This is a genomic window from Acinetobacter sp. ANC 4173 (genome assembly GCF_004331255.1).
Lineage (GTDB): Bacteria > Pseudomonadota > Gammaproteobacteria > Pseudomonadales > Moraxellaceae > Acinetobacter.
This window is the reverse complement of record NZ_SJOF01000002.1, coordinates 334,244-357,806: the sequence shown is the minus strand read 5'-3', so window position 1 is coordinate 357,806 and position 23,563 is coordinate 334,244. Positions and strand designations below refer to the sequence as shown.

Sequence of the window (23,563 nt, the reverse complement as noted above, 5' to 3'; positions counted from 1 at the left end):
TTGCTATGCTTGCACAAGAAACCGTGTTAGAAAAATTACGTGAATGGATGGAAGATCTGTTTGAAATTGAACCTGAAGAGGTGCAGTTAGAATCAAACTTAGCTTCAGATCTTGATGTTGATAGTATTGATGCCATTGATTTAGTTGTTAAAATTAAAGAACTGACAGGTAAACAAGTCAATCCTGAAGACTTTAAAAATGTGCGTACCGTGCAAGATGTGGTGGTCGTGATTCAGAATATGTCTGCTGCATGAACAACATTTTAAAAGGGGTAGTAGGAGTCGGATTGATCCTCTATCCTTTTTTTGTGGCTTATGCTTTGGCACATGGACAGTATGTCTGGGTCAGTGCTGTATTGATTGCACTGGGCGTCCTGCGTCTATTAAGTAAGGGTAATGCTTTGCTGTGGCCCTTGACAGGTTTTGCCATTTTATGTGGCGGGCTGAGTTTGATTTTAAAAGATCATGCGTGGCTGAAACTCTATCCTGTCTTTATGAGTCTTGGGGCGCTGTTTATTTTTGCCAGCACCTTGATTCGACCGCCTTCAATGATTGAACGTTTTGCACGTTTGGTAGAGCCCAATCTACCCAAAGAAGGGGTAGAATGGACCCGTCAAGTGACCAAAGTTTGGTGTGGTTTTTTTTGCATCAATGCAGTCATCGCGTTGATCACTGTTTTTTTCGCACCAATGAAGATTTGGGTGTTGTATAACGGCTTGATCTCTTACGTCTTGATGGGTGGACTGTTACTGGGTGAGTTTGTGTTGCGTAAACGTCAACAGCGACTACATCAGGCACAGAAATAACAGCCTTTCGGTCAGGGCAACTGAAACAGTGGCCTCGAACTATCGCGATTAGAAATACGGTTTTAAAAACAAATTATATGTCTTGTCATTTTCAGCACCATCTGCATTCATCGCGTCCCCTGTGTATTCAGGCGGACTCTAGTTTTGTGTCCTTTCACACTTTTTGGTTGGATGTGGCTGAGCAAGCTGCGCAAATTCAGCAGTTGGAACAGCCTGTATGGGCGCTTTGGCAACAAGACAGTTATGAGTTTTTAGTGTTGTTGTTTGCGGCCTTACAAGCAGGCAAGCAAGTGTTGTTACCCCCACATCGGGTCAGCGACTTAGAAAAAGAACTGGCTGAACAGCAGATTTATTTTTTAAAGCGTTTGCCGTCGACAGCAGCGTCAACCTTCGAGCTTCAATTTGATGCGGCCTTTCTCAATCAGGCACAGCTGTATTTCTATACTTCGGGTTCAACAGGGCAACCGAAAAAGATTCCGCGCAGCTTGCAACAATTATTCAATGAAGTTAGTGGTTTGGAAGCCAGTTTTGATTTGCCTGAGCAAGCGGTTGCGATTGCTACGGTGAGCCATCAACATATTTATGGTTTGTTGTTTAAGTTGTTATGGCCCTTAGCCAGTGGACGCAGTTTTTACCAAAAACAACTGGCTTTCCCTGAAGATGTGGTCGATCTTCAAAAGAAAATTGCCCATGTGCAGCTGCCCAATTATGTAATTTCCAGTCCCGCTTTGCTGAAGCGCTGGACCACAGATGTGGTATTGCAAGACTGCTATAGGGTCTATTCCTCTGGTGGAAAGTTGGATGCAGGCGTGCGTCCTTTACTGAACCGTCCGATTACTGAAGTATTTGGTAGTTCTGAAACAGGCGGGATTGCTCACCGTCAGGCAGATGATGCGCTATGGGCACCCTTCGCCAATGTCGAAATTAAGTGCACTGAGCAGCAAGAGTTAGCCGTCAAAACCAACCATGCCTTTAGTGCGGATTGGATTTTGACCGGAGATAAAGTACAGGTCGTGGATGCAGATAATCCCAAAAGTTCGTTTCAGTTGTTGGGGCGTTTGGATCGCATTGTCAAACTTGAAGAAAAGCGTTTAAGTCTCGATGCGATTGAAGCAAAAATCGCTGAGTTGGCTGAAATACAGCAGTGCCATGTCTTAATTCATGAAAAAGAACAGCGTCAGATGTTGGCGGTGGTGGCAGTGTTGACCGAGGATGCTCGGGCGCTGCTCACTGAAAAGGGCAAAGCCGCCTTTACCGCACAACTGAAAAAACAATTGCAACAGAAACTGGAAAGTATCGCGATTCCGCGGCAGTGGCGTTTCTTAACGCAAATGCCACAAAATGCACAATCGAAATTGAATAAACAGTATTTAAAATCGCTCTTTCAACCGATGAGCTTGCCTGTGGTGTTGATGCAGCAATCTCAGGATACGCAGATCAGTTATGCTTTGGAATTTATTCCTGAGCTGGAGTGCTTTAAAGGGCATTTCCCAAACTTCCCGATTTATCCAGGTGTAGGGCAAATTGGATTTATTCAACATTTTGCCAAACAAAACTGGGCAGATTTACTGTGGTGCAATGGTTTTGAGCAGTTAAAATTTCAAGGACTGATCCAACCCTATCAAACGGTGGAACTGGTGCTCAGCCGTAAAGCGCATAAGATCAGTTTTGAACTGAAAAATCATGACAAAATATTGGCATCAGGACGTTTGCTGTTTGCTGTCCCTGTAGACGTTTAAGCCGAGAGAAAAAATGAAACACTGCTTTGTGATCCCTGTGTATAACCATCCGCATTATTTGGCTGCGTTACTGTCACATTTAAGCTCTTTTGAGCTACCCATTATTATGGTGAATGATGGCAGTGATGCCGCTTGTACAGCAGTGTTACATCAGCTCGCACATAACTACCCAGTGGTTGATTTGGTTGAACATACCCATAATCAGGGTAAGGGGCAGGCGGTGATCACAGGGCTCAAGCATGCCTTTCAATGTGGCTATAGTCATGCCTTGCAACTGGATGCCGATGGACAACATGACTGGCAGGATGTGCAACGCTTTTTAGACACATCTATCCAGCATCCTGAAGCCATGATTATTGGTCAGCCGATTTTTGATGCGACTGTTCCGAAAAAACGTCTCTATGGCCGTTATGCAACGCACATTTGGGTGTGGATTAACAGCCTGTCTTTTGAGATTAAAGACAGCATGTGTGGCTTCCGCGTTTATCCTCTGTCGCAGACAGTGAACATTCTAAACACAGCCAAGTTTCAACCGCGGATGGGCTTTGACTCGGAGATTTTGGTGCGGTTGAAATGGGATAATGTGCCGTTTATCAATCTGGCTACGCATGTGGTTTACCCTGAAGGTGGCATTTCACATTTTGATGTTTGGCGGGACAATCTGGGCATGGCGCGTGCGCATAGTCGCTTGTTAGGTGGCATGCTGCTGAGGTTCCCCAAACTGATTTATCAGAAAGTCAAAGGCTAAGGGTCAGAGACGCATATGCAGAAATGGAGCGCCGTAAAAGAGCGGGGCGGGATGTTGCCGCTGATGCTGATGCTGGGTTTCTACCGTTTGGGTGGGCGCTGGCTGTGCCGGGTCATCTTGTATTTTGTGATTTTATGGTACTGGCTTTTTTCCAATACCGCGCGTCAGGCTTCTCTGTTGTACTTAAAAAAACTGCATCATTTTGCAGGTGCACAGTCACCGTTTCAGGCTGAGCCACAGCTTTGGCACAGCTATACGCATTTGATGCAATTTGGCGAATGTATTTTAGATAAAATTGAAGGTTGGCTCGGGCATATTCCTGAGCAGAACTTAAAGCTGCATGGTCATGCGCACTTTCGTTCGCACTATCAAAAAGGTGCAGTAATTGTGGTGTCGCACTTTGGCAATATTGAATTGCTACGTGCCATCAAAGCTGAGCATTCGCAGAAAATTAATGTGTTGGTGTATCAAAAACATGCCACCAAGTTCAATGCATTTTTAAAAAAACTAAATGAACATGCCGATGTTAATTTGGTTTCGGTGGATGAGTTGGGAATCGAAACAGCATTGATTTTGCAGGATAAATTGGATCAGGGTGAATGGGTGATTGTGGCGGCTGACCGCGTACCCGTGCAGTCGGATCGGGTACAATCGGTTGCTTTTTTAGGTGAGCAAGCGCTGTGGCCGCAAGGCGCATGGATTTTGGCCAGTTTGTTGAAAGCTCCTGTGTTGGCAGTGTTCTGCTATCGAGTCGATGCACATTTTGAAGTGCATATTCACTCCGTGGCGGAGCAATTAAATTGGCCACGTAAAGAGCGTTTACAGGCCATGCAACAGACCACACGACAGTATGTGGAGTTGTTGGAACAGCATTGCATACGCTCGCCCTATCAATGGTTTAATTTTTATAATTTTTGGAATAAAGGATAAGTCTTGTGTTAATTGTTGGGGAAACTCCGCTCAGTATTGAAGATGTTGTGGCTGTAGCGCGTAAGGAAAAACTGGTGGCATTGCCTGCCTCTGCTGAATGGACAGCATTGATTCAACGTGGCGCAGATTTCCTCGATCAACTGTTGCAAGACGAAGGCGTCATTTATGGCGTGACCACGGGCTATGGAGACTCGTGCTTAGTCGAAATTCCAGCCCATCAAGTGCATGAGCTACCACTACATTTGTCGCGTTTTCATGGCTGTGGCATGGGACAAAACTTAGACTTAATTACCGCACGTGCTGTTGTGGTGGTGCGTTTATGTTCTTTGGCGCGTGGCTATTCGGGTGTTTCGCATGCCTTGTTGCAGCGTTTAGTCTGGATGCTGAATGAAGATGTAATTCCTGTGATTCCCTCAGAAGGTTCGGTGGGTGCCAGTGGTGACTTGACACCTTTGTCTTATATCGCTGGGGCCTTGGTCGGTGAGCGCGACGTGTACTATCAAGGTCAGATCGTACCGATTGCACAAGTGTATGTCGAAAAAGGTTTGCAGCCTTTGGTAATGCGTCCTAAAGAAGGGTTGGCCTTGATGAATGGTACAGCAGTCATGACCGCGATTGCTTGCCTGAACTATAAAAAAGCCGAACAGATTTCTTTTGCCAGTACCTTGATTACCGCACTGAATGTTTTGGCTTTAGAAGGGAATCCAAGCCATTTTGATGAAGTCTTGTTTGCGCAAAAACCACATCCGGGACAGCAACATATTGCAGCTCAATTACGTGACTGGTTAAACAGTGAAGTGCAGACCGCGCATCAAAGTTCGCGCCTGCAAGACCGTTATTCACTGCGCTGTGCACCGCATGTGATTGGGGTGTTTGAAGATTCTAAAGTCTGGTTGCGTCAGTTTATTGAAAATGAGCTGAATTCAAGTAACGACAACCCATTGATTGACCCAGTGAACCTGCGTGTACTGCATGGTGGCCATTTCTATGGCGGACATATTGCCCAAGCCATGGACAGCCTGAAAATTATGATCGCGAATATTGCCGATTTAATGGATCGTCAGTTGGCGCAGTTGGTCGACTATAAAATGAACAATGGTTTGCCGCGCAATTTAACCGGTTCCAGTCCTGAGCGTTTACCGCTGAATCATGGCTTTAAAGCGGTGCAAATTGGGGTTTCGGCATGGACGGCAGAAGCCTTGAAACAAACACTCGCAGCGTCGATTTTCTCACGCTCAACCGAATGTCATAATCAAGACAAAGTCAGTATGGGTACCATTGCTGCGCGTGATGCCAGCCGTGTGATTACCCTGACCGAACAAGTGATTGCGGCACTCAGTTGTGCAGCGGTTCAGGCGGTTAAACTTAAAGCTGTAGATACAGAACTCAGCCCTGTTTTAACAGCATTTCAACAGTGGGTGCTTCAGAGCTTCACCTATGTAGCGGAAGATCGTCCTTTACAACAAGAGCTTCAAGCATTGGTCAATCGCTTTGAGCATTTAGAACTGTTAGACAGCATTGCTGTTCAATATTCATAGGAAATGAGCATGTATGCTGATGTAATTATTGAGGTGCCTTTTCATGATGTCGATACCATGCATGTGGTGTGGCACGGTCATTATTTAAAATATTTTGAAATTGCGCGTTGCAAACTGCTGGATCAATTTCACTATAACTATAATCAAATGCGTGACTCAGGCTATGCATGGCCGGTAATTGAAAGCTATGTGCGTTATGTGCAAGGCATTGAGTTTGAGCAAAAAATTCGTGTGCGCGCCGTTCTGAAAGAGTGGGAAAATCGCCTAAAAATTGAATATCTGATTTTTGATGCGGTTTCGGGCAGAAAGTTGACTAAGGGCTTTACTTCGCAAGTGGCGGTACATATTGAAAAACGTGAAATGTGCTTCCAATCCCCACAGGTGTTGTTGGACTGTTTAAATGCATGGCCTGAGTTTAAAGCGGAGTAATGTAAGCATGATTCGATACAAATTCCCTCAGTCGATTTTGGTTGCGTGTACAGCCAGTGCGATGACTTTGCTTGCTCCCACAGTGAATGCACAAAATACTGAATTGAAGCAGGTGTTTACTCAGCTCGGTGCAACGCCTGTGGTGCGTGCCCAATTTGAGCAGCAGAAAAAACTGGCCTCTTTGAATAAAACCTATGTGTCCAAAGGCACGGTGCTGTTCAGCAAAAACCAAGGTGTGCTGTGGCAGATTCAAAGTCCAGTCAAAGCCGATTTGGTGGTGACACCGCGTAAGTTGGTACAAAAGACGCAGCGTACTTCCACTCAAATTGAAGTTGACAAAACTCCGTATGGCTCTGTTGCAACGATGTTTTTACAGTTGATGTCAGGCAATGAAGCGGCCCTCGCTAAAAACTTTAATGTGGTGTCTGCCAATTACAGTCCGACGCAGTGGAATGTCAGCTTGACGCCGAAAAGCAGTCTATTTAAAAAGCTTTTTGTCCAAGTCGATGCGCAAGGTCAGCGTTATGTAGACCGTATTACGATTTTGGAACAAGCCAATAACCGCACCATCATTCGTTTTAGCCAGCAAACGGCTCAACCTCAAACTTTAACGGCTGCGGAAAATGCGCTTTTCCAATTGGCAAAATAAGTTTAGCGCCCTGTGGCTGTTGGTGCTGTGTGTCATTGCTTTGGCACTGGGCGTGGCTTGGCTGAATAAAGGCATCAAGATTGAGACCAATATTTTTGCTTTGCTGCCTGAGGCCCATCAAGATGCTCATCTGGAACAAGCACAGCAATATGTCAGTCAGCAGTTAAATGACAAAGTTTTTGTGGTGTTGGATGCCAAAACGGATCAGCAATTAGAACAGGCAACGCAAGTATTCAAAACCCAAGCCGACCAAAGTCAGCTATTTTTACCTGTTCGTCCACAGCTTGATCCTGATCAATTTGCCCAAGCGCTGTATCAGCACAAAGCAGGGCTATTATCCAAGACAGATCAACAGATTGTGCAAGGGCAGGATACTGCTGCGTTGATGGAGCAGGGCTTATTACAACTGATGAGTCCGGGCATGCCAATCACGGCTGAAATGCTGAAGCAAGATCCTTTATTGCTGTTTCCGCGTTATGCAGTGGGGTTAAGTGCTTTACAAAACAATGCCGATATCAATTTAGAGCAGGGTTTTGCCACGCTTCGTGATGAGCAGGGCATCTCGCGCCTGATGGTGCTTCAGCTCAATAGCAGTCCCTATAACATTGCCTACCAAGAGCAGACTGCTGCATTTATTCAGAATATCAATCGGCAGCTCAACCAGTTGCAGGTTAAACCGCACTGGACAGGCACGTTACTGTTTGCACAGTTTGGCACCAATTCTGCCAAAGAGGAAATCTCGACTATTGGCGTGGGTTCGACCATCGGGATTTTACTGCTGGTCTGGTTTGGCTTCCATTCGATACGCCCGATGCTGACGGAAATGGTTGCGGTCGGTACAGGCAGTTTGGTGGCCTTTGCGGTGACGTATTGGGTTTTTGGTGAAATTCACCTGATGACACTGGTCTTTGGTGCCAGTTTGATTGGGGTCTGTGTCGATTTTTCATTTTACTTTATGGCCATGCAGTCTCAGCACCGACAGATCGATGGATTTACTGTTTTAAAACCATTATTGCCGAGTTTATTTGTGGGGTTGATGACCACGCTATTGGCCTATGTGGTACTGAGTTTTACCCCATTTCCGGGCTTTAAGCAGATTGCGGTCTTTTCCATGGTTGGACTGAGCGCCGCATGGGTGACCAGTATTTTATTGCTGCCACGTTTGCCTGCGCTAAATGCGGAACCTGCAATACGTGCTTTGGGCTTTATTGGCAAAGCACGCAGTTATGTGCAGAGCCGCAACACGCTACGTTATGGCATGATTGCACTGATTCTACTGCTGACCGGTAGCAGCCTCTTCTTCCTGAAAAGCAATGATGACATCCGTAATTTACAAAGTATGGATGCCACCTTAAAGCAGGAAGATCAATATATTCGTACGCGTTTTATGCAACAGCAAAGCAGTGAATACTTTGTGGTACAGGGCCGAACCCCAGCAGAATTAGAGCAGCATGAACAGCAGCTACTGGCAAAACTTGTGCCCTTGCAGCAGGCTGGCAAGTTGGATGCTGTACAAGCTTTAGGGCAGTGGATTCCATCGCTTGAGCAGCAAAAACACAATATTGTGATGTTGCAGGCGATTCCTCAGCCCGCTTTGGTGGAATATGCGCAAGCATTACAGCTCAACGCAGTCGATGTTTTAAACTGGCAAACCCATTTAAAAGACCAACCGTTGCTGACCGAAGCAGTTTTTAAAGATCACCCCCTGCATTTTTTGCAGATGAGTCCGACGCAGCGTTTGGTGATGCTGCAAAATGTGCATGACGTCAAAGCCGTGCAACAGCTTGAAAATGCTGATGTACAACTGTTACGTCCCGTTCATCAACTGTCTGAATTGTTTAAACAGCACCGTGAGCAGGCACAGTGGCTATTACTCAGTGCGTTGCTGATTTTAGCCATTGGCTTAGGGGCACTGTATGGCAAAAAATCCATTCTGCCTTTAGTGTTACCTGTCAGTATGGCCTTAATGACCACGTTTGCGATTCAAGCATGGCTGGGTGTCGAGATTAATTTATTCAGCATTATGGGTACCTTCCTAATCATTGGAATAGGGGTGGACTATGCGATTTTCTACCGTCACGGACATGATCACCCGCAGGTGGTGGGTATGGCTTTGTTCCTGTGTATGATGTCGACTTTCTTTAGTTTTGGCTTGTTGTCTTTCAGTCATACCTACGCCATTCACAGTTTCGGCTTAACGGTATTACTGGGCGTTATTTTTTCATTTATTTATGCCACACTTTTTACATCCTCCGATGCAAAACATGTGGTGGTTCAACAATATCAGCCAAAGAGCTGAGTCAAAGGGTACAGTGCAATGAGCACCATGCAACAGACAGATGTTTTAATTATTGGGGCGGGACCATCAGGTAGCTCGGCCGCGGCTTTGCTGCGTCAAAAAGGCCATCAAGTCACAGTCATCGAAAAGCAATATTTTCCGCGGTTTTCCATCGGCGAGTCTTTATTGCCGCAGTGTATGGTGTTTTTAGAAGAAGCGGGTTTATTGGAGACGGTGCGTGCCCATGCCGACGAATATGCCTTTCAGTTTAAAAATGGTGCGGCTTTTTTAAGAGGCACGCAGCGCAGTTTTTATGACTTTACCCAAAAGTTTAGTGAAGGCCCAGGCACCACATGGCAGGTACGACGAGCCAACTTTGACCAGCTCTTAGCTCAGCAAGCCGAGAAAATGGGCGCAGATATCCGTTTTGGTCATGAAGTTTTGGCCGTCGATGTGGCATCTACACAGCCGATTTTGACGGTGAAAGATGAACAGGGCAATAGCTACCAAATTCAAGGCAAATTCCTCTTGGATGCCAGTGGTTTTGGCCGCATTTTGCCGAAGTTTCTCGATTTAGAAAGCCCGTCGGACTTTCCTGTGCGCCGTGCGGTCTTTACCCATATTGAAGACGGTTTGTTGGATGACCCTGAGTTTGACCGTGAGAAAATCTTAATTACCGTACATGAAAAAGACCATCGTGCGTGGTATTGGCTGATTCCCTTTGCTGATGGACGTTCTTCATTTGGTATTGTGGCGGAGCAAGATTTCTTTGAAAAATACGGTTATGACGGCAGTGCCGACTATGATTTAGAAGCTTTGCAGAAACGTATTTTAGCCGATGATGTTAGCTTGTCGCATGTGCTGCGCCATGCCAAACATGATACTCCTGTACGTACTTTGGTGGGCTACTCTGCCGATGTGAAACATTTGGCATCTGAAAACTATGCACTACTCGGTAATGCCGGTGAGTTTCTAGATCCTGTCTTTTCCTCAGGTGTAACGATTGCATTGAAATCTTCCAGTCTAGCGGTGCCATTGGTCGAGCAAGTGCTGCAAGGTCAGGCAGTAGATTGGATGGAGCAATACGAAAAGCCACTGCGTAAAGGCATTCAAGTATTCCGTGCCTATGTCGAGTCATGGTATTCAGGAGAGTTTCAGGATGTGGTGTTTTCGACTCAGCAGGATGAAAAAATCCGCCGTATGATTGCATCTTTACTGGCAGGTTATGCATGGGATACGAGCAACCCGATTCATCGTAATGCCAAGCAACGCTTGAGCACCTTGGCAGAATATTGCCGAGAAGCACAACAACAGAAAGAGTTGCTGACTGATGAAACTTAAGTTGTGTTTAAAGACCATCAGTTGGGTTTTAGCCAGTGCTTTGCTCTGTAGTGCCTGCCAAAGTTGGATTCCCAAAGCGCAAGGACTCGCGACTCCGCTGTGGGTGGCACAAAATTACCAGCGCCAAGACCAAATCGAAGTGCAGTGGAAAACCCAGAGTTTCAGCTTCTTACTGTACCAGCAGCAACGGGGACAGTCGCTTGACATGCTGGCGCTTAGCCTTACGGGACAGCAGTTATTTAAGTTGAGTTTTGATGGTCAAAACGTACATGTGGAACAGCGGATTGATCAAATGAAACTGTTGCCTTTTGATTATGTGGTGCGTGATATTCTGTATGCAACTTATCCAAATTTTGCTGCGTTACATGCTGCTCAAAATGCTGTCGTACAGAAAGCCGATACCATTTATATACAGCAGCAGCCTGTGTTGAAAATTCAGCAAAATGAAGGGGTAATTGAGCTGGATAATCTGCAAGTGCCGTATCAGATGGTGATCAGTGCCGTGAGCAATACTTTAGAAGATGATCAAGGCGACAATCATGACTAAAAATCTACAGCATGTTTCAGCCGTCGGTATTCAGTTCAGTGCGGCGCTGTCGGCTTTGGGACAAAATGCCGCTGAGCTTCAACATGCCTTAACAAGCACCGAAAATACCTTATCGCAACGAGAGGATCTGATTGCAGGGCGTACGATATGGGTCGGCGCATCGGATCAAGCCTTGCTCCAAACAGTGCCTGAAAGCTTGAGCGGTGCAGATTCACGGAATCTACGCTTTGCCCTGACGGCTTTGGCACACATTGAAACCGAGATTCGTGCCTATACTGCACAGTTTTCTAAACAACGTCTCGCTGTGATTATCGGTACGTCAACCTCAGGCATCGCGGATAATGAGCCGGTCTTAAAAGCCCAGTTTCAACAGCCAGCACCGCAGTCTGTACAGCACCAAAAACAAGAAATGGGCAGTTTAGCGAAAGCCTTACAACAGTATTTGGGCTGGGAAGGGCCTGCCTATACCATTTCTACCGCTTGTTCTTCGGCAGCCAAAGCGATGGCGGCGGGGCAACGTTTGCTGAATGTCGATTTGGCCGATGCTGTCTTAGTCGGTGGAGTCGACACCCTATGCAAGCTGACCTTAAATGGTTTTGATAGTTTAGAAAGCTTATCGAGCGGAGTTTGTCAGCCCTGTGGTGCCAACCGTGACGGCATTAATATTGGTGAAGCTGCAGGACTGTTTTTACTCTCTAAAGCGCCTGCACCTGTGATGCTATTCTCGAGTGGTGAGTCAATGGATGCATGGCATATTTCAGCGCCGCATCCAGAAGGACGGGGGGCTGCGGAGGCGATGCAAAAAGCTTTAGGTATGGCACAGCTTGGAGCAGGCGATATTGGTTATTTGAACTTACATGGGACTTCTACACCGCAAAATGATGCGATGGAGATTAAGGCAGTACAGACCGTTTTTTCAGATGCAACTGTGGCATTAAGCAGTACCAAACATAAAACGGGACATTGCTTAGGGGCAGCGGGCGCAATCGAAGCCTTTATTTGCCAGCAGGTTCTATTGGATCAATCCTGGCTGCCATTACATCATGCAGGCAAATTGGACGATGCGTTGGCTGGGCAAAATTATGTGCTTACTCCGCATTTGGCTGTACCGATGCGCTATGCGATGAGTAATTCGTTTGCGTTTGGGGGGAGCAATATCAGTTTAATTTTCGGGACAGCTTTGTCATGATGGATGCAGTACAGTTTATTCCACATGTGAAACCGATGGTTTTCGTGAGTCATCTGATTGAAGCCAATGATACGTTTGCCATTGCAGAACTTCATATCACGCCTGATTTGATGTTTTGTGAGCCAGAAGGCTTGCCCACATGGAGCAGCATTGAGCTGATGGCGCAGACCATCAGTGTCTATGCAGGCTATAAAGGACAAACTCAGGGATTGCCACCGAAAATTGGTTTTTTATTGGGAACGCGTAAAATGCAGTTGCCTTGTGCCTATTTTAGTTTGGGCACAACCGTGCGGATTCGGGTCGAACAAAGTTATCTGCATGAGGGTTTAGGGCAGTTTCATTGTGAAATTGAATATCAAGAACATCGGTTCAGTGCCATGTTGAGTGTCTTTGAGCCTGAAAATATGAATGAAATCATTGGAAAATTAGTGTGAACAGAAGAGTTTTAGTCACGGGTTCGAGTCGTGGAATAGGTAAAGCGATCGCTTTAGAGTTGGCAAAGGCAGGCTTTGATGTCACGGTCCATGCTCGCTCAAGACAATCTGAGGCCGAAGCAGTGGCGCAGGAGATTCAAGCGCTTGGGCAGGCGAGTCATGTACTGATGTTCGATGTGAATGAGCGTGAAAAGATTGCCGCCATTTTGGAGCAAGATATGGCACAGCATGGCGCTTTTTACGGTGCGGTGTTGAATGCCGGACTGACCAGAGATGGGGCATTTCCTGCATTGACCGATGAAGACTGGGATGAGGTGGTTTCGACCTCTCTGAACGGTTTTTATAATGTGCTGAAACCCCTGATGATGCCAATGATCCGCTTGAAAAAAGGTGGGCGTATTGTGACCTTGTCTTCAGTGTCAGGAATCATGGGTAACCGTGGTCAGGTGAACTATAGTGCTGCCAAAGCGGGCTTGATTGGTGCGACCAAAGCACTGGCGTTAGAGTTGGCGAAACGTAAAATCACGGTGAACTGTGTTGCTCCGGGCTTGATTGAAACCGAAATGGTCACGGAAGAAGTTAAAGAACACGCCTTGAAAATGATCCCGATGCAACGCATGGGACAGGTGGAAGAAGTGGCTAAAGCGGTGAAGTTTTTATGTAGTGATGATGCCAGTTATATCACCCGCCAAGTGATTTCAGTCAATGGAGGCCTAATCTAATGAAACGTGTTGTCGTAACAGGCATGTCTGGGATTACCTCTTTGGGTGAAACCGCAGAACAAATTTTTGAGCAGTTTGCACAAGGCAAAAGCGGTATTCGCTATATGCCTGACTGGGAAATTTATCCTGATTTACGCAGTAAATTGGCTGGCCCGGTGGAGTCATTTACTGTACCGAAGCATTTTAACCGTAAAGTCACCCGTGGCATGGGGCGTGTTGCTTTAATGTCTACGGTATGTGCTGAAAAGGCATTGGAAGATGCAGGTTTACTGCATGCCGATATCTTAAAAAGTGGTGATGCAGGCGTGGCCTTTGGTTCCTCTGCGGGCAGTGTGGATGCCGTACGTGAGTTTGGCGCCATGTTGATTGAGCACAATATGAGCCAACTGAATGCCACGACCTACATTCGTATGATGTCGCATACCAGTGCGGTCAATATGACGGTGTATTTTGGCCTAAAAGGTTTGACGCTGCCGACCTCAAGTGCCTGTACTTCAGGTTCTATGGCGATTGGTCAGGCGTATGAAGCGATCAAATATGGCAAGCAAACTGTGATGATTGCAGGTGGTGCAGAAGAACTCAGTGCCGCGGGTTCAGCCGTGTTCGATGTGTTGTTAGCAACCAGTATGAAAAATAATCAACCTGAGGCCACGCCACGCCCGTTTGATGCAGACCGTGATGGTTTGGTGGTCGGTGAAGGGGCAGGCTGTTTGATTTTAGAAGAATATGAACACGCCCAAGCACGCGGTGCGACCATTTATGCCGAGATTGTCGGTTATGGTAGTAATACTGATGGTCAGCATGTGACTCGACCTGATTCTGAAATGATGGGCCGTTGTATGCAGTTGGCACTGAAAGATGCCCAGTTGACTGCCGCGGATATTGATTATGTCAATGCGCATGGGACATCGACTGATCAGGGGGATATTGCTGAATCACAAGCGACTGCGCGTATTTTTGGGAAAAAACCGATCAGCTCATTAAAAAGTTATTTTGGGCATACGCTCGGGGCGTGTGGCGCCATTGAGGCGTGGCTGAGTATTGAAATGATGCGACGCAATCAGTTGGTGCCTACACTGAACTTAGATCAGATTGACAGTGCTTGTGGTGATCTGGATTATATCGTGTCAGATATGCGTTCAGCAGAAACGCAAATGATAATGAGCAACAATTTTGCTTTTGGGGGGATTAATACCTCCTTGATTTTTAAACGTGTCTAATAAGATAAGGGTAGAACCATGTTATTCAAAAAAATCTGTGTAGTCGCTGTGTTGTCTTTAGGTGCGATTGCATCAGCTCAGGCTGCCGATCAAATGTATGATTTTAAGTTTAAAGAAGCAGTGAATCGTGCTGTTGCAGATGGTGTGCTGGATGGCTCGGTAAAATTCTATTTGGCAGGAACCAAGTCAGGCGGCAAGGTGATTGAAAAGGGCTTAGTGACCAATAAAAAGACCAATGGTTTTGCCAAGTCTGCGGAAACTTCATGTGATCATGTACTCCGTTCAGCATTGATTCAATTCCAAAATACCGCCAAAGCCAATGGTGCAAATGCTGTGACTAATCTGGTGAGTTTCTATAAATCGAATGAAACACGTAGCACCACCACCTACCAATGTGCGAAAGGTACGGCACTAGCAGGCGTGGCATTGAAAGGGGATTTGGTAAAATTCTAGATCAGCTAGAAGTGGGGGAGCAAATCCCTCACTGTTTTAAGAAATAATTTAAAAATTTTCTTGAGCAGTCATGAATCATATTTGATTTGCGTATAGCTCATCTACAGTGAGTATTCTGCTGTGAAATCTATTCGATTGTGGCGTGGCATTGCTGATTGTTTGAAACAAAATAGAATTCATTTTATCCAAATTTAGATGTTATTCACGAAAATCAAATCATAACTTCAACGATCTAGATAAACCTATTTGAAATCTATCTTTAATGGATAGCGGTTTTGCAATGGGTTAAACCCAATCATCACCTTTTTCAAAGACTGCAATAACATGTAGGCTACACTTCAAAATCCGTCCAGCTTTTAGGGGTAATCCCATCATGACCAGTGATTTGATCACTTTTATCATGCACAATTTAAAAGTCTGAAAAATCTTGTCATGTTAATGAATAGATATTTTTCGCTGAAATCTCTACACTAGCCATCAATTTTAAAGCACCTGTTTTTGTTCTCGCGAAACTATTTATCCCTTCCTGGTATTGATCAATAAATCCAGCCAATGTTTTGTGCTTAAGCTCACTCGTTGAGCTAAGTATTCTTTCTGGATTTCATTCAATTTCTGTTTCAGTTCGTGTTATCCACGCATCTGCACGTGATTTCTTACTGAAATTCTTTGAAGTCTTAAATAGTGAGTAGTTTTCATATTGAACTCAGACTTGAGCTTTATCGTGTATTGTAACGTTTGCGAGTTGGCATTTAGTGATTATTCCCATGCAATTTACACCATAATTTTGATAAGGTGTGAATAAGGGTGTAGTAAAAAATCATTAAAACTCGACTAGAAGCGATTAAACGAAGTTAAACGAGGTTTAAGAAATTGAGTCAAAACAACACTATTAAAGAATTGTTTGATAGATCAATAGATAAGAAACTTTGGGTCGCTCCTATGGCGGGTGTGACAGACCGCCCGTTTCGCACGCTGTGTAAATACTTTGGTGCTGGTCATGCGGTCAGTGAAATGATGACAGCAGATAAAACCTTACGTATGAGTAAGAAAAGTTTGTATCGAGCTAACTTTGATGGGGAATTGGCACCAATTTCAGCACAAATTGCAGGTTCCGATCCGAAAGATTTGGCAGAGGCCGCACGTTATCAAGTCGCAAATGGGGCACAAATCGTCGATATTAATATGGGCTGTCCTGCCAAAAAAGTCTGTAATAAGTTGGCTGGTTCAGCTTTATTACAAGATGAAGATTTGGTTGCGCGGATTTTAGATGAAGTTGTTGCTGCGGTAGATGTCCCTGTCACGCTCAAAACACGTTTGGGCTTTTTAAATGGGCATGAAAATATTTTGCGTGTGGCGCAACGAGCTGAGCAAGCAGGTATTACTGCTTTGGCATTGCATGGGCGGACCCGTGAGGACATGTATTTAAATACGGCACGTTACGATTTAATCAAACAAGTCAAACAATTACTGAATATTCCTGTGATTGCCAATGGCGATATTGATAGCCCTGAAAAAGCCAAATATGTATTGGATTATACTGGTGCAGATGCGATTATGATTGGGCGTGCTGCACAAGGTCGACCTTGGATTTTTAGAGAAATCGCACATTATTTAACAACTGGGCAGCACTTGGCTGCACCACAGATTTCTGAAGTCAAAGAAGTTCTGTTGGGGCATTTGGCCGAACTCTATCAATTCTATGGTGAATATTCGGGTTGTCGCATTGCACGTAAGCATATTGCTTGGTATACCAAAGGACTACGAGCAAGTAATGAATTTCGTCAGAACATGTATAAAGTTGAAACGACAGCAGAGCAGGCTCAAGTCGTTGAGAACTATTTCAACTTATTATTGAGAGAAGGGCAAACCATGCACGATGTGCAAGTCGAACAGATTAATTTGCTTGATGTCTAGACATCTTATATCAAAAGCCCAGCGATTGCTGGGCTTTGTATTTATTGTGCCTGACTTAATTCTAAGACCAGTTGATTGATGAGATCAGCAGCTTCCAATTCACGGATTTGAGCCACGTTCGAGCCTGCCCAGAATGCGCCATAGCTATGGTCACCTTGTTGACTTGCTGCGGCATTTAATTGTTTGGCTAAGTGATACGTGTATGGATAAGCGGGTACGGCAGGACGGTTAGGTTGATCAATTGCAGTATGCCAAGTGTTCACTAATCCACGGGCAGGACGACCAGAAATACTGTCTGTAATTTGTGTAACTGGGGTATCCAATAATGCCTTACGATAAGCGGGATTGGCATTTGAACTTTTACACTGTACAAACGCTGTACCGAGCTGAACAGCTTGAGCGCCAAGCTGTAGCATTAGATATGCTTGTTGACCCGTCATAATTCCACCTGCTGCAATCACGGGTATATGGCAGTGTTGATTTAGCAGTTGTACTAAATCGGAGGTTTTAATTGCACCATCAATATTTTGGTTGAAAATACCTCGGTGACCACCTGCTTCAATTCCTTGTGCAATCACGACATCTATTCCTGCTGCTTCAATTGCAAGCGCTTCAGGCAAATTAGTCGCAGAGACCATAGTGATGATGCCCGCAGCTTTTAATGCTGTTATTTGATGAGGATGCGGAATACCGAAATGAAAGCTTACAGCTTTAAGTCGTGTTTCAAGCACAAGATTCAAAAAATCATCATTGTCTAAAAAACTGGGATAAATACATTCTAGCTGCTGAGGAGCAGCGACATTCAAGCGCGAGAATTGTGGGCTTAAATATTCGATCCATTGCGTTGCAATCGCTTGATCTAAAACTTGGCTTTGGTGGCAGAAAAAATTCACTTGAAATGAACGATCTGTTAAGGCTTGAGTTGCAAGAATTTGTTCGCGCGCAGAATTTACAGAGCTTGCGCCTAAGCCTAATGAACCCAATCCACCTTGATTAGAAACTTCTGCTGCCAATGTCGGCGTGGAAACTCCTGCCATTGGGGCTAGAAAAATAGGATGTTTAATTTCTAGTTGTTCTAGTAAAGACATAATCAGGCTCCATGTATTTACTTCACTGTGCCCAAGCTGAATAAATTAAGCAAATAATATTCACTATTTAATCTAAAAATATGGGCTAGAAAATACTGATTTTGAATGTAATTTTATGATTTATGGGGCTATATTACATAGCTTTAAATCAAAAAAAATTATAAGCAATAAAAAAACACCCTATAGCAGGGTGTTTTTTTATTAAAGATTACTGTTGTGCTTTTTCTTTTACATCACCAGCACTTTGCTCAACAGCACCCGCAACATGTGCTGTTGCATCTTTTGCGGCATCTTTCACGTCTTTTGCAGCAGCTTCGGTTTTAGCAGCAGCCTCATCCGTTGCATTATCAATTTTATTTACGGCTTCATTCGTTGCAGCTTGAGTTTTGGCAGCAGCCTCACTAGCCGCATTTTCCATATCATGGCTCGCTTGTTGAGCAGCATTTTCCAAGTGCTCACCTGTCGTAGCACCAGTTTCTGGGGCTTTTTCTTTACTACATCCAACTAAAGTCACAGCAGCAGCTAGACCTAAAGCAATAAGCAATTTATTCATAAGAAGTTTCCTTTTTATTTGTTCTATCCGACGAAGGGATAGACAAAATATAAAGTAAATTTAGTGAAAGTATGATCAAAAAATGTTAAGTATTTGTAATTATTATTAATAGTCAGATGTAGGTCTGAAACATAGAGCGTGTATTATGTAAAAAGTCAGTGATGTGATTTGAACGCGTTAAAATATTAGAAATTTCAGATACGTTTTATTGTATAAAGTGATTACGAAGAATGAATTTCTGCACTGTTTGTCTCATTTTTAAAGGGGAGTGAGTGAGTTCTATTTTGAATATAAATAATGTTTTAAGCAAAAATGAAAATCCAGTATTAATTAAAATAGATTTGAGTTCATTATTTAATAATCATTTAAAACAATTATTTAAATCTTATTTATGAGATTTTGAGCGTTGAATTAGATTAAATACATAAAAATATTAAGTGATTCTATCATCTGGTTTTTTATTAAATGTTAAAAAAATGATGTTTAATGTCAATTAAAAACATTATAATGTGTGATAAGTCACACTTTTTGTTGTTTGGGTTAAATCATGATTTTACAACAATACAAAATAGTTTTTGGCGGGACCATGGGAGCAGGCAAGTCTGCTGCGATTAAAACACTTTCAGACATAGCGGTGATTAGTACAGAAGCTGTGAATACAGATACACAAGCTCATTCTAAACTTCTGACCACAGTTGGAATTGACTATGGTGAGATTAGATTAGATGACGGTACACAAATAGGCTTATATGGGACTCCTGGGCAAGACCGCTTTGATTTTATGTGGTCAATTGTCTGTAAAGGAGCGATAGGAATTGTACTGCTGATTGATCATAGTAGTTCTGAACGGCTGCTCGATTTAGACTTTTACTTAAAAACATTTGAAAATTATGGTTCCAATATTGTGGTGGGTATCACACATATAGATGTGGAACATGAGTTAAAGTTGAAAATTTACAGAGATTGGATGCACGTCCATCAAAAAAATTATCCTATATTTGCTGTGGATGCACGTGAAAAAGATGATGTGCTACTTTTAATTGAGACATTAATTGCAATGCTTGCAAGTCAAAACCTTATAGCTATTTGAGTCGCGAGTAAAAGGTCTAATGTAGGTGAAATACCATCGTCATTTAAGGGTTTTATTTGTGCATAATGATATGATTTTATAAATAGTATTGCTGGATTAGTGTTAATTATGTTTTGTATTTTAGATGGCTTGGCACTGGCCACAGTATCGAAAAATATCATTGAGAATCAAGGTGAAATTGTAGTGGTCAGTCATTCAATTTTAGCAATTGTTTCTGCGGTTATTACCGAAAGCCATTTAGCGTATTATCAGGCTATTCGTTTAGGTACAGAAAATCGGAAAGTTTTTTATTAGCGCTGAACCATTTGAGCGCTCTAATGGTTTTGATGGTTGTTGTCTATCAAGATATTTTAATTGATGAAAGACGTTATTACTTTCCAAAATTAAATGAACAGCAGAGCAGGTTCAGATTCATCAAAGTTAAGCGTCAGTTTATTGTGGGAATCACTGAATAATTGATGGAGTTGTCAGTGTAAGGATATGTTTTAAATCTTGAAATTATGGTTAATTCTGAATGAAGAGCATTTTAAATATTGCAGTATTTGGGCTAAGTTTAAGCACCCTAGATCATATTAAAACGCAGGTTTTACTTGCGTTGCCATCGTCTACTCAGGTGCAATGGGTAAATTTGGCAGAGAAAAAAATTGATCTGTTGCTGGTCAATGATGTGTTCTTTAATGCACCAGGGATTCAGAAAATTTTGAGTAATCCTCAAATTACCTATTTGCGCTTAGTCAAAAAGGTCGAATATGCTGGGCGTATTATTGGTGATCAGCTGTTTTATCCATTTTCAAATTTAGAGCATTTACATGAATGGCTGTCCGAAAAATTGGTTCAAGTCACGGCTATGCCTTTTTCGTTACCCGCAAGAGAGATGAAAGTACCCCCAATTTTTCCAGCGATTACTCCTCAAGTTGACATATCAATCGAGCGGGTATTTACCGAAATATTCACCCCCAGAAATGGTTTTATTCAATTATTTGATGCCAGCGGTTTTTTAGCATTGATTGATACTCGAACAGAAAGAGTATGGGTGGATGCAGGTAAAACTATTCAACTGAACTCAACTTTGAATCAAACGTATGCAACAGCGCAATTTGTGCAAGAAATAACAAAGCATAAAGAAGTCTATGATTTACGCGTATGGTTGTGGAAAGTGGTAAATGCGTCAACAGATTTAAAATTACCTATGGTTGATCTAAATAAGAATTTCAAACTTGAAATTTGGCCTCAATTTGAACGTGATTTGAAACGAAATGAGTTTTTAAAAATGGCAGCATGTTTCTCACAGGGTGCAAAAATAAGAGATGTAAAGCATTTTTTGAATTTAAGTCATGATCAGATATTGAATTTTGTATCCTGTGCTGTTTTACTGCAATTGGGGCGTTTTGTAAATCAAAATGAAGTGAAGTTTCAGGAAGATACAAAACAAGTAGAATCTGGTCAAGGACATAAGCTCCGTAGTTTTATTGGAAAATTGCGCAAAAAACTTGGCTTATAAATAATCTGCGCCTACTCATAATTTAAACGGGGTAATTCCCATATCAAGAGGAAACAATAAATGGCACGTGTTAGTCTAGATGCATTAACAAGTTTAGATGGTTTTGTCGCAGCAGCATTAGTTGATAGCGACAGTGGTTTAGCTTTGGCTACTCAGGGGAATGGTGTAGATCTAGAGCTTGCAGCTGCGGGTAATACTGAAGTGATTCGCTCTAAACGTAAAGTGGCAAAAGCATTGCAACTTAATGACAATATTGAAGATATTCTTATTACATTGGGGAAGCAGTATCACTTAATTCGTCCATTAGATACCAATGAAACATTATTTTTGTACTTGGTACTTGACCGCTCTAAATCAAACTTGGCTATGGCGCGTTACGAATTAAAAGGCTTTGAAAAAGGTCTTGATTTTTCTTAATAAAATCAAAGCGATTCAAATGCCAATGTAATTCACATTGGCATTTTTTGGTTCTTATTTCAATAATAAATTTGGTGTGCAGTTTTAAAGGTACTTAAATGGAGCTGTACTAATTCGGGCAAAGCTTGATATCCGCCAGCCAAGACAAACATCAGTGGAATCTGATGCTTTTTAGCTAGTCGGAAAATCATCTCATCACGTTTTTCTATCAACTCTGTGCTAAACCAAGCAGAACCGCAAGGATCATCTTGATGACAGTCCATGCCAGCCTGATAAACAATCAGATCGGCGTTCCATTCAATTGCTCTTTTAAAGGCTTGGTGAATGGCGAGAATATATTGGCTAAAGTTACCATTATGCTTATGTATGTGACTGGTTTCAGAACGTTCATAGGTTGGGCAGCCAAACGCAAGACCATAAATACTATAATTAAATAAATTTTCGTATCGCTTGGTAAATTCAGCAGTACCATTCCCCCCGTGTTGATCACAATCGAGCACAAAAATACGCTTATTGGGGAATTTTTTGGCGATGAGTGCTAAACCATTAAACGTACAAAATGAGCTACCAAATTCATAAATTGCATGATGGAATCCTTGGGCAATATTGGCAGAAATTTGATGTTTCCACGCCAATTCAGCCGCAAGAATTTGACCTGCATTAATTTGATATACCGCATCGCGAAGTTGCGTATTCCAAGGTTTAAAACCCTGAAATGTCGCCATTTTCTCAGGCATGCCTGTATGAAAGGCATCTACATATTCAGGCGCATGTAATTGTTTTAAAATATCTATCGTTAGTGGATCAGGTACATGGAACTGGGTGATCCCTAAGGGTTTTAATGCCTCAGCCACCGCTGTTAATTTCTCCATACTATTGGTATGAGTTTGTGCGAAGTACTGTGGAGAGTAACAAACCTGTAGCATGGGACTAACCTTGAATTTGCATTAAAGCAATATCCTGTAATTGTTGAAGTTGAGTTGTTCCTGGACTAAATAAGCCATTATCAACTTGTTGTTGATAATGTGTCGTAAATGCCCGCGCACGATTTTCTGGTGAAACAGCTAAGGTAGTAAGGCGTAAAAACCAGAAACCATTGATTGCAGAATAAGGCATAATGTATCCCTTAAATTTCTGATTGGGTGTTTTTTCTTGAATGAGTGTGCGGTCATAGTTCACAGAAAATAATGATCCCGCGGGTAGGCAAACGCCGTTCATTAAAACGGGTTTCAAGCTGATACAGGAGTGATTATCTCCCATATTTAATTTTTCTAATAAAATGGGTTGCTGCTGTTCATCGACAAAAATATTGATTTCACCTTGTCGAAGCATACGACCATGCGCAATTTTAAGGAAAAAATTTTCTGCCATTGGGCATGATCCCACTTTAGGCTTTTCTTCTAAAGCCTTTAATTCCACCATACCTGTTTGCGTAGAATTTCTGGGTAAAATAATATCGGTAATTAGACCACAAAGCAGTTTGCTTTCTTCGAGTTTTGCGTAGGAAGAAATTTCACGAAGTTTTTGTTGGAGTTTAATTTGCTGTTGTACTTCAAACTTAAGCTGTTCAGGCGTGGAGTCGGGAAGTGTATGTGCGGCATGATTTTGATCTAAATTATGCCAATCCGAAATTGCGAACTGGGATTGTTCAAGCAAAGCTTTGAGTGCCTTGGTTTCAAATTGATTAAAAAGTTTTAAATCAGAAAAATCTTGTGGCAATCGAGTGGTATTGATGTATTCAGCCAATACTCGGGTGGCTTGCGTGTAGCCACAACCTCTGCGTTCGGTTTGATGTGAAAAATGCTCGTTGAGCATTTCGGTAAGTTTAGACGATAGTGGATGAATGTGTTGTTTGAATAATTGAATAATTTCGTGATCTGTTTCGCTCATCCTTGCCTCATTTTTATGTATAAAAGTCATTTTGATGTACAGCTTTTTTAAATGAAATGTACGATTTATTCTCAAGTTTTATTAGAGA

At 43.0% G+C, this 23,563-nt stretch carries 25 protein-coding genes; 21 read left to right on the top strand and 4 right to left on the bottom strand.

Annotation, left to right across the window (positions count from 1 at the left end; genetic code table 11):
- Window positions 1-5: 5 nt before the first annotated feature.
- The 17 genes from E0H94_RS04125 (at window position 6) to dusB (ending at window position 16,936) form a co-directional block, all read left to right on the top strand.
- Window positions 6-254, top strand: coding sequence for an acyl carrier protein (locus E0H94_RS04125; RefSeq protein WP_131263320.1), 249 nt, complete (start codon window positions 6-8; stop codon window positions 252-254).
- Window positions 251-805, top strand: coding sequence for a septation protein IspZ (locus E0H94_RS04120; RefSeq protein WP_131325254.1), 555 nt, complete (start codon window positions 251-253; stop codon window positions 803-805). The genes E0H94_RS04125 and E0H94_RS04120 overlap by 4 nt, the downstream gene beginning before the upstream one ends.
- Before the next feature lie 77 nt (window positions 806-882).
- Window positions 883-2,544: an AMP-binding protein gene (locus tag E0H94_RS04115; RefSeq protein ID WP_131325253.1), complete on the top strand. Its 1,662-nt coding sequence runs from the start codon at window positions 883-885 to the stop codon at window positions 2,542-2,544.
- 13 nt (window positions 2,545-2,557) lie between these two features.
- Window positions 2,558-3,292: a glycosyltransferase family 2 protein gene (locus E0H94_RS04110; protein ID WP_131325252.1), complete on the top strand. Its 735-nt coding sequence runs from the start codon at window positions 2,558-2,560 to the stop codon at window positions 3,290-3,292.
- A gap of 15 nt (window positions 3,293-3,307) precedes the next feature.
- Window positions 3,308-4,222 carry an acyltransferase gene (locus tag E0H94_RS04105; RefSeq protein ID WP_131325251.1) on the top strand — a complete coding sequence of 305 codons (915 nt, stop codon included), beginning with the start codon at window positions 3,308-3,310 and terminating at the stop codon, window positions 4,220-4,222.
- Window positions 4,223-4,227: 5 nt separating this feature from the next.
- Window positions 4,228-5,760: an HAL/PAL/TAL family ammonia-lyase gene (locus tag E0H94_RS04100; RefSeq protein WP_131325250.1), complete on the top strand. Its 1,533-nt coding sequence runs from the start codon at window positions 4,228-4,230 to the stop codon at window positions 5,758-5,760.
- 9 nt (window positions 5,761-5,769) lie between these two features.
- Window positions 5,770-6,189, top strand: coding sequence for an acyl-CoA thioesterase (locus E0H94_RS04095; protein ID WP_005090845.1), 420 nt, complete (start codon window positions 5,770-5,772; stop codon window positions 6,187-6,189).
- A 61-nt stretch (window positions 6,190-6,250) separates the two neighbouring features.
- Entirely contained in the window at window positions 6,251-6,838 is a 588-nt protein-coding gene (locus E0H94_RS04090) for an outer membrane lipoprotein carrier protein LolA (RefSeq protein WP_227548548.1), read from the top strand.
- Window positions 6,813-9,137 (top strand): MMPL family transporter, encoded by a 2,325-nt coding sequence (locus E0H94_RS04085; RefSeq protein ID WP_131325248.1) that lies wholly within the window; start codon window positions 6,813-6,815, stop codon window positions 9,135-9,137. Before E0H94_RS04090 ends, E0H94_RS04085 begins: the two co-directional genes overlap by 26 nt.
- Before the next feature lie 18 nt (window positions 9,138-9,155).
- Window positions 9,156-10,457, top strand: coding sequence for an NAD(P)/FAD-dependent oxidoreductase (locus E0H94_RS04080; RefSeq protein ID WP_131325247.1), 1,302 nt, complete (start codon window positions 9,156-9,158; stop codon window positions 10,455-10,457).
- Window positions 10,447-11,004, top strand: a complete 558-nt coding sequence (locus E0H94_RS04075) for a DUF3261 domain-containing protein (protein ID WP_131325246.1) — start codon at window positions 10,447-10,449, stop codon at window positions 11,002-11,004. The genes E0H94_RS04080 and E0H94_RS04075 overlap by 11 nt, the downstream gene beginning before the upstream one ends.
- The gene (locus E0H94_RS04070; protein WP_131325245.1) at window positions 10,997-12,193 is read left to right on the top strand and encodes a beta-ketoacyl-[acyl-carrier-protein] synthase family protein; all 1,197 of its coding nucleotides are present in this window, start codon (window positions 10,997-10,999) and stop codon (window positions 12,191-12,193) included. Before E0H94_RS04075 ends, E0H94_RS04070 begins: the two co-directional genes overlap by 8 nt.
- Window positions 12,190-12,627, top strand: a complete 438-nt coding sequence (locus E0H94_RS04065) for a 3-hydroxylacyl-ACP dehydratase (protein WP_131325244.1) — start codon at window positions 12,190-12,192, stop codon at window positions 12,625-12,627. Before E0H94_RS04070 ends, E0H94_RS04065 begins: the two co-directional genes overlap by 4 nt.
- Window positions 12,624-13,349, top strand: coding sequence for a 3-ketoacyl-ACP reductase FabG2 (locus E0H94_RS04060; RefSeq protein ID WP_131325243.1), 726 nt, complete (start codon window positions 12,624-12,626; stop codon window positions 13,347-13,349). Before E0H94_RS04065 ends, E0H94_RS04060 begins: the two co-directional genes overlap by 4 nt.
- The gene (locus E0H94_RS04055; RefSeq protein WP_131325242.1) at window positions 13,349-14,569 is read left to right on the top strand and encodes a beta-ketoacyl-ACP synthase; all 1,221 of its coding nucleotides are present in this window, start codon (window positions 13,349-13,351) and stop codon (window positions 14,567-14,569) included. Before E0H94_RS04060 ends, E0H94_RS04055 begins: the two co-directional genes overlap by 1 nt.
- An 18-nt stretch (window positions 14,570-14,587) precedes the next feature.
- Window positions 14,588-15,022, top strand: a complete 435-nt coding sequence (locus E0H94_RS04050; protein WP_131325241.1) for an excinuclease — start codon at window positions 14,588-14,590, stop codon at window positions 15,020-15,022.
- A gap of 897 nt (window positions 15,023-15,919) precedes the next feature.
- Window positions 15,920-16,936 (top strand): tRNA dihydrouridine synthase DusB, encoded by a 1,017-nt coding sequence (gene dusB, locus E0H94_RS04045; protein ID WP_264757542.1) that lies wholly within the window; start codon window positions 15,920-15,922, stop codon window positions 16,934-16,936.
- Window positions 16,937-16,977: 41 nt separating this feature from the next.
- On the opposite strand, the gene E0H94_RS04040 is transcribed toward dusB, so the two are convergent.
- A complete protein-coding gene (locus E0H94_RS04040; RefSeq protein ID WP_131325239.1) occupies window positions 16,978-18,024 on the bottom strand; it encodes an NAD(P)H-dependent flavin oxidoreductase in 1,047 nt (348 codons plus the stop codon).
- Between the two features lie 208 nt (window positions 18,025-18,232).
- Window positions 18,233-18,577: a hypothetical protein gene (locus tag E0H94_RS04035; RefSeq protein ID WP_131325238.1), complete on the bottom strand. Its 345-nt coding sequence runs from the start codon at window positions 18,575-18,577 to the stop codon at window positions 18,233-18,235.
- A gap of 547 nt (window positions 18,578-19,124) precedes the next feature.
- Here E0H94_RS04035 and E0H94_RS04030 point away from each other — a divergent pair.
- From E0H94_RS04030 to E0H94_RS04015, 4 genes are all read left to right on the top strand, one after another.
- Window positions 19,125-19,667 carry a GTP-binding protein gene (locus E0H94_RS04030; protein ID WP_131325237.1) on the top strand — a complete coding sequence of 181 codons (543 nt, stop codon included), beginning with the start codon at window positions 19,125-19,127 and terminating at the stop codon, window positions 19,665-19,667.
- 108 nt (window positions 19,668-19,775) lie between these two features.
- On the top strand, window positions 19,776-19,961 hold the full coding sequence (locus E0H94_RS04025; RefSeq protein WP_131325236.1) for a hypothetical protein: 186 nt from the start codon (window positions 19,776-19,778) through the stop codon (window positions 19,959-19,961).
- 220 nt (window positions 19,962-20,181) lie between these two features.
- Entirely contained in the window at window positions 20,182-21,168 is a 987-nt protein-coding gene (locus E0H94_RS04020) for a hypothetical protein (RefSeq protein ID WP_131325235.1), read from the top strand.
- A gap of 60 nt (window positions 21,169-21,228) precedes the next feature.
- Window positions 21,229-21,585: a roadblock/LC7 domain-containing protein gene (locus tag E0H94_RS04015; RefSeq protein ID WP_131325234.1), complete on the top strand. Its 357-nt coding sequence runs from the start codon at window positions 21,229-21,231 to the stop codon at window positions 21,583-21,585.
- A 59-nt stretch (window positions 21,586-21,644) separates the two neighbouring features.
- Here E0H94_RS04015 and E0H94_RS04010 read toward each other — a convergent pair whose 3' ends face one another.
- On the bottom strand, window positions 21,645-22,511 hold the full coding sequence (locus E0H94_RS04010; protein WP_131325233.1) for a histone deacetylase: 867 nt from the start codon (window positions 22,509-22,511) through the stop codon (window positions 21,645-21,647).
- 4 nt (window positions 22,512-22,515) lie between these two features.
- Window positions 22,516-23,475 (bottom strand): hypothetical protein, encoded by a 960-nt coding sequence (locus E0H94_RS04005; protein ID WP_131325232.1) that lies wholly within the window; start codon window positions 23,473-23,475, stop codon window positions 22,516-22,518.
- Window positions 23,476-23,563: the final 88 nt, after the last annotated feature.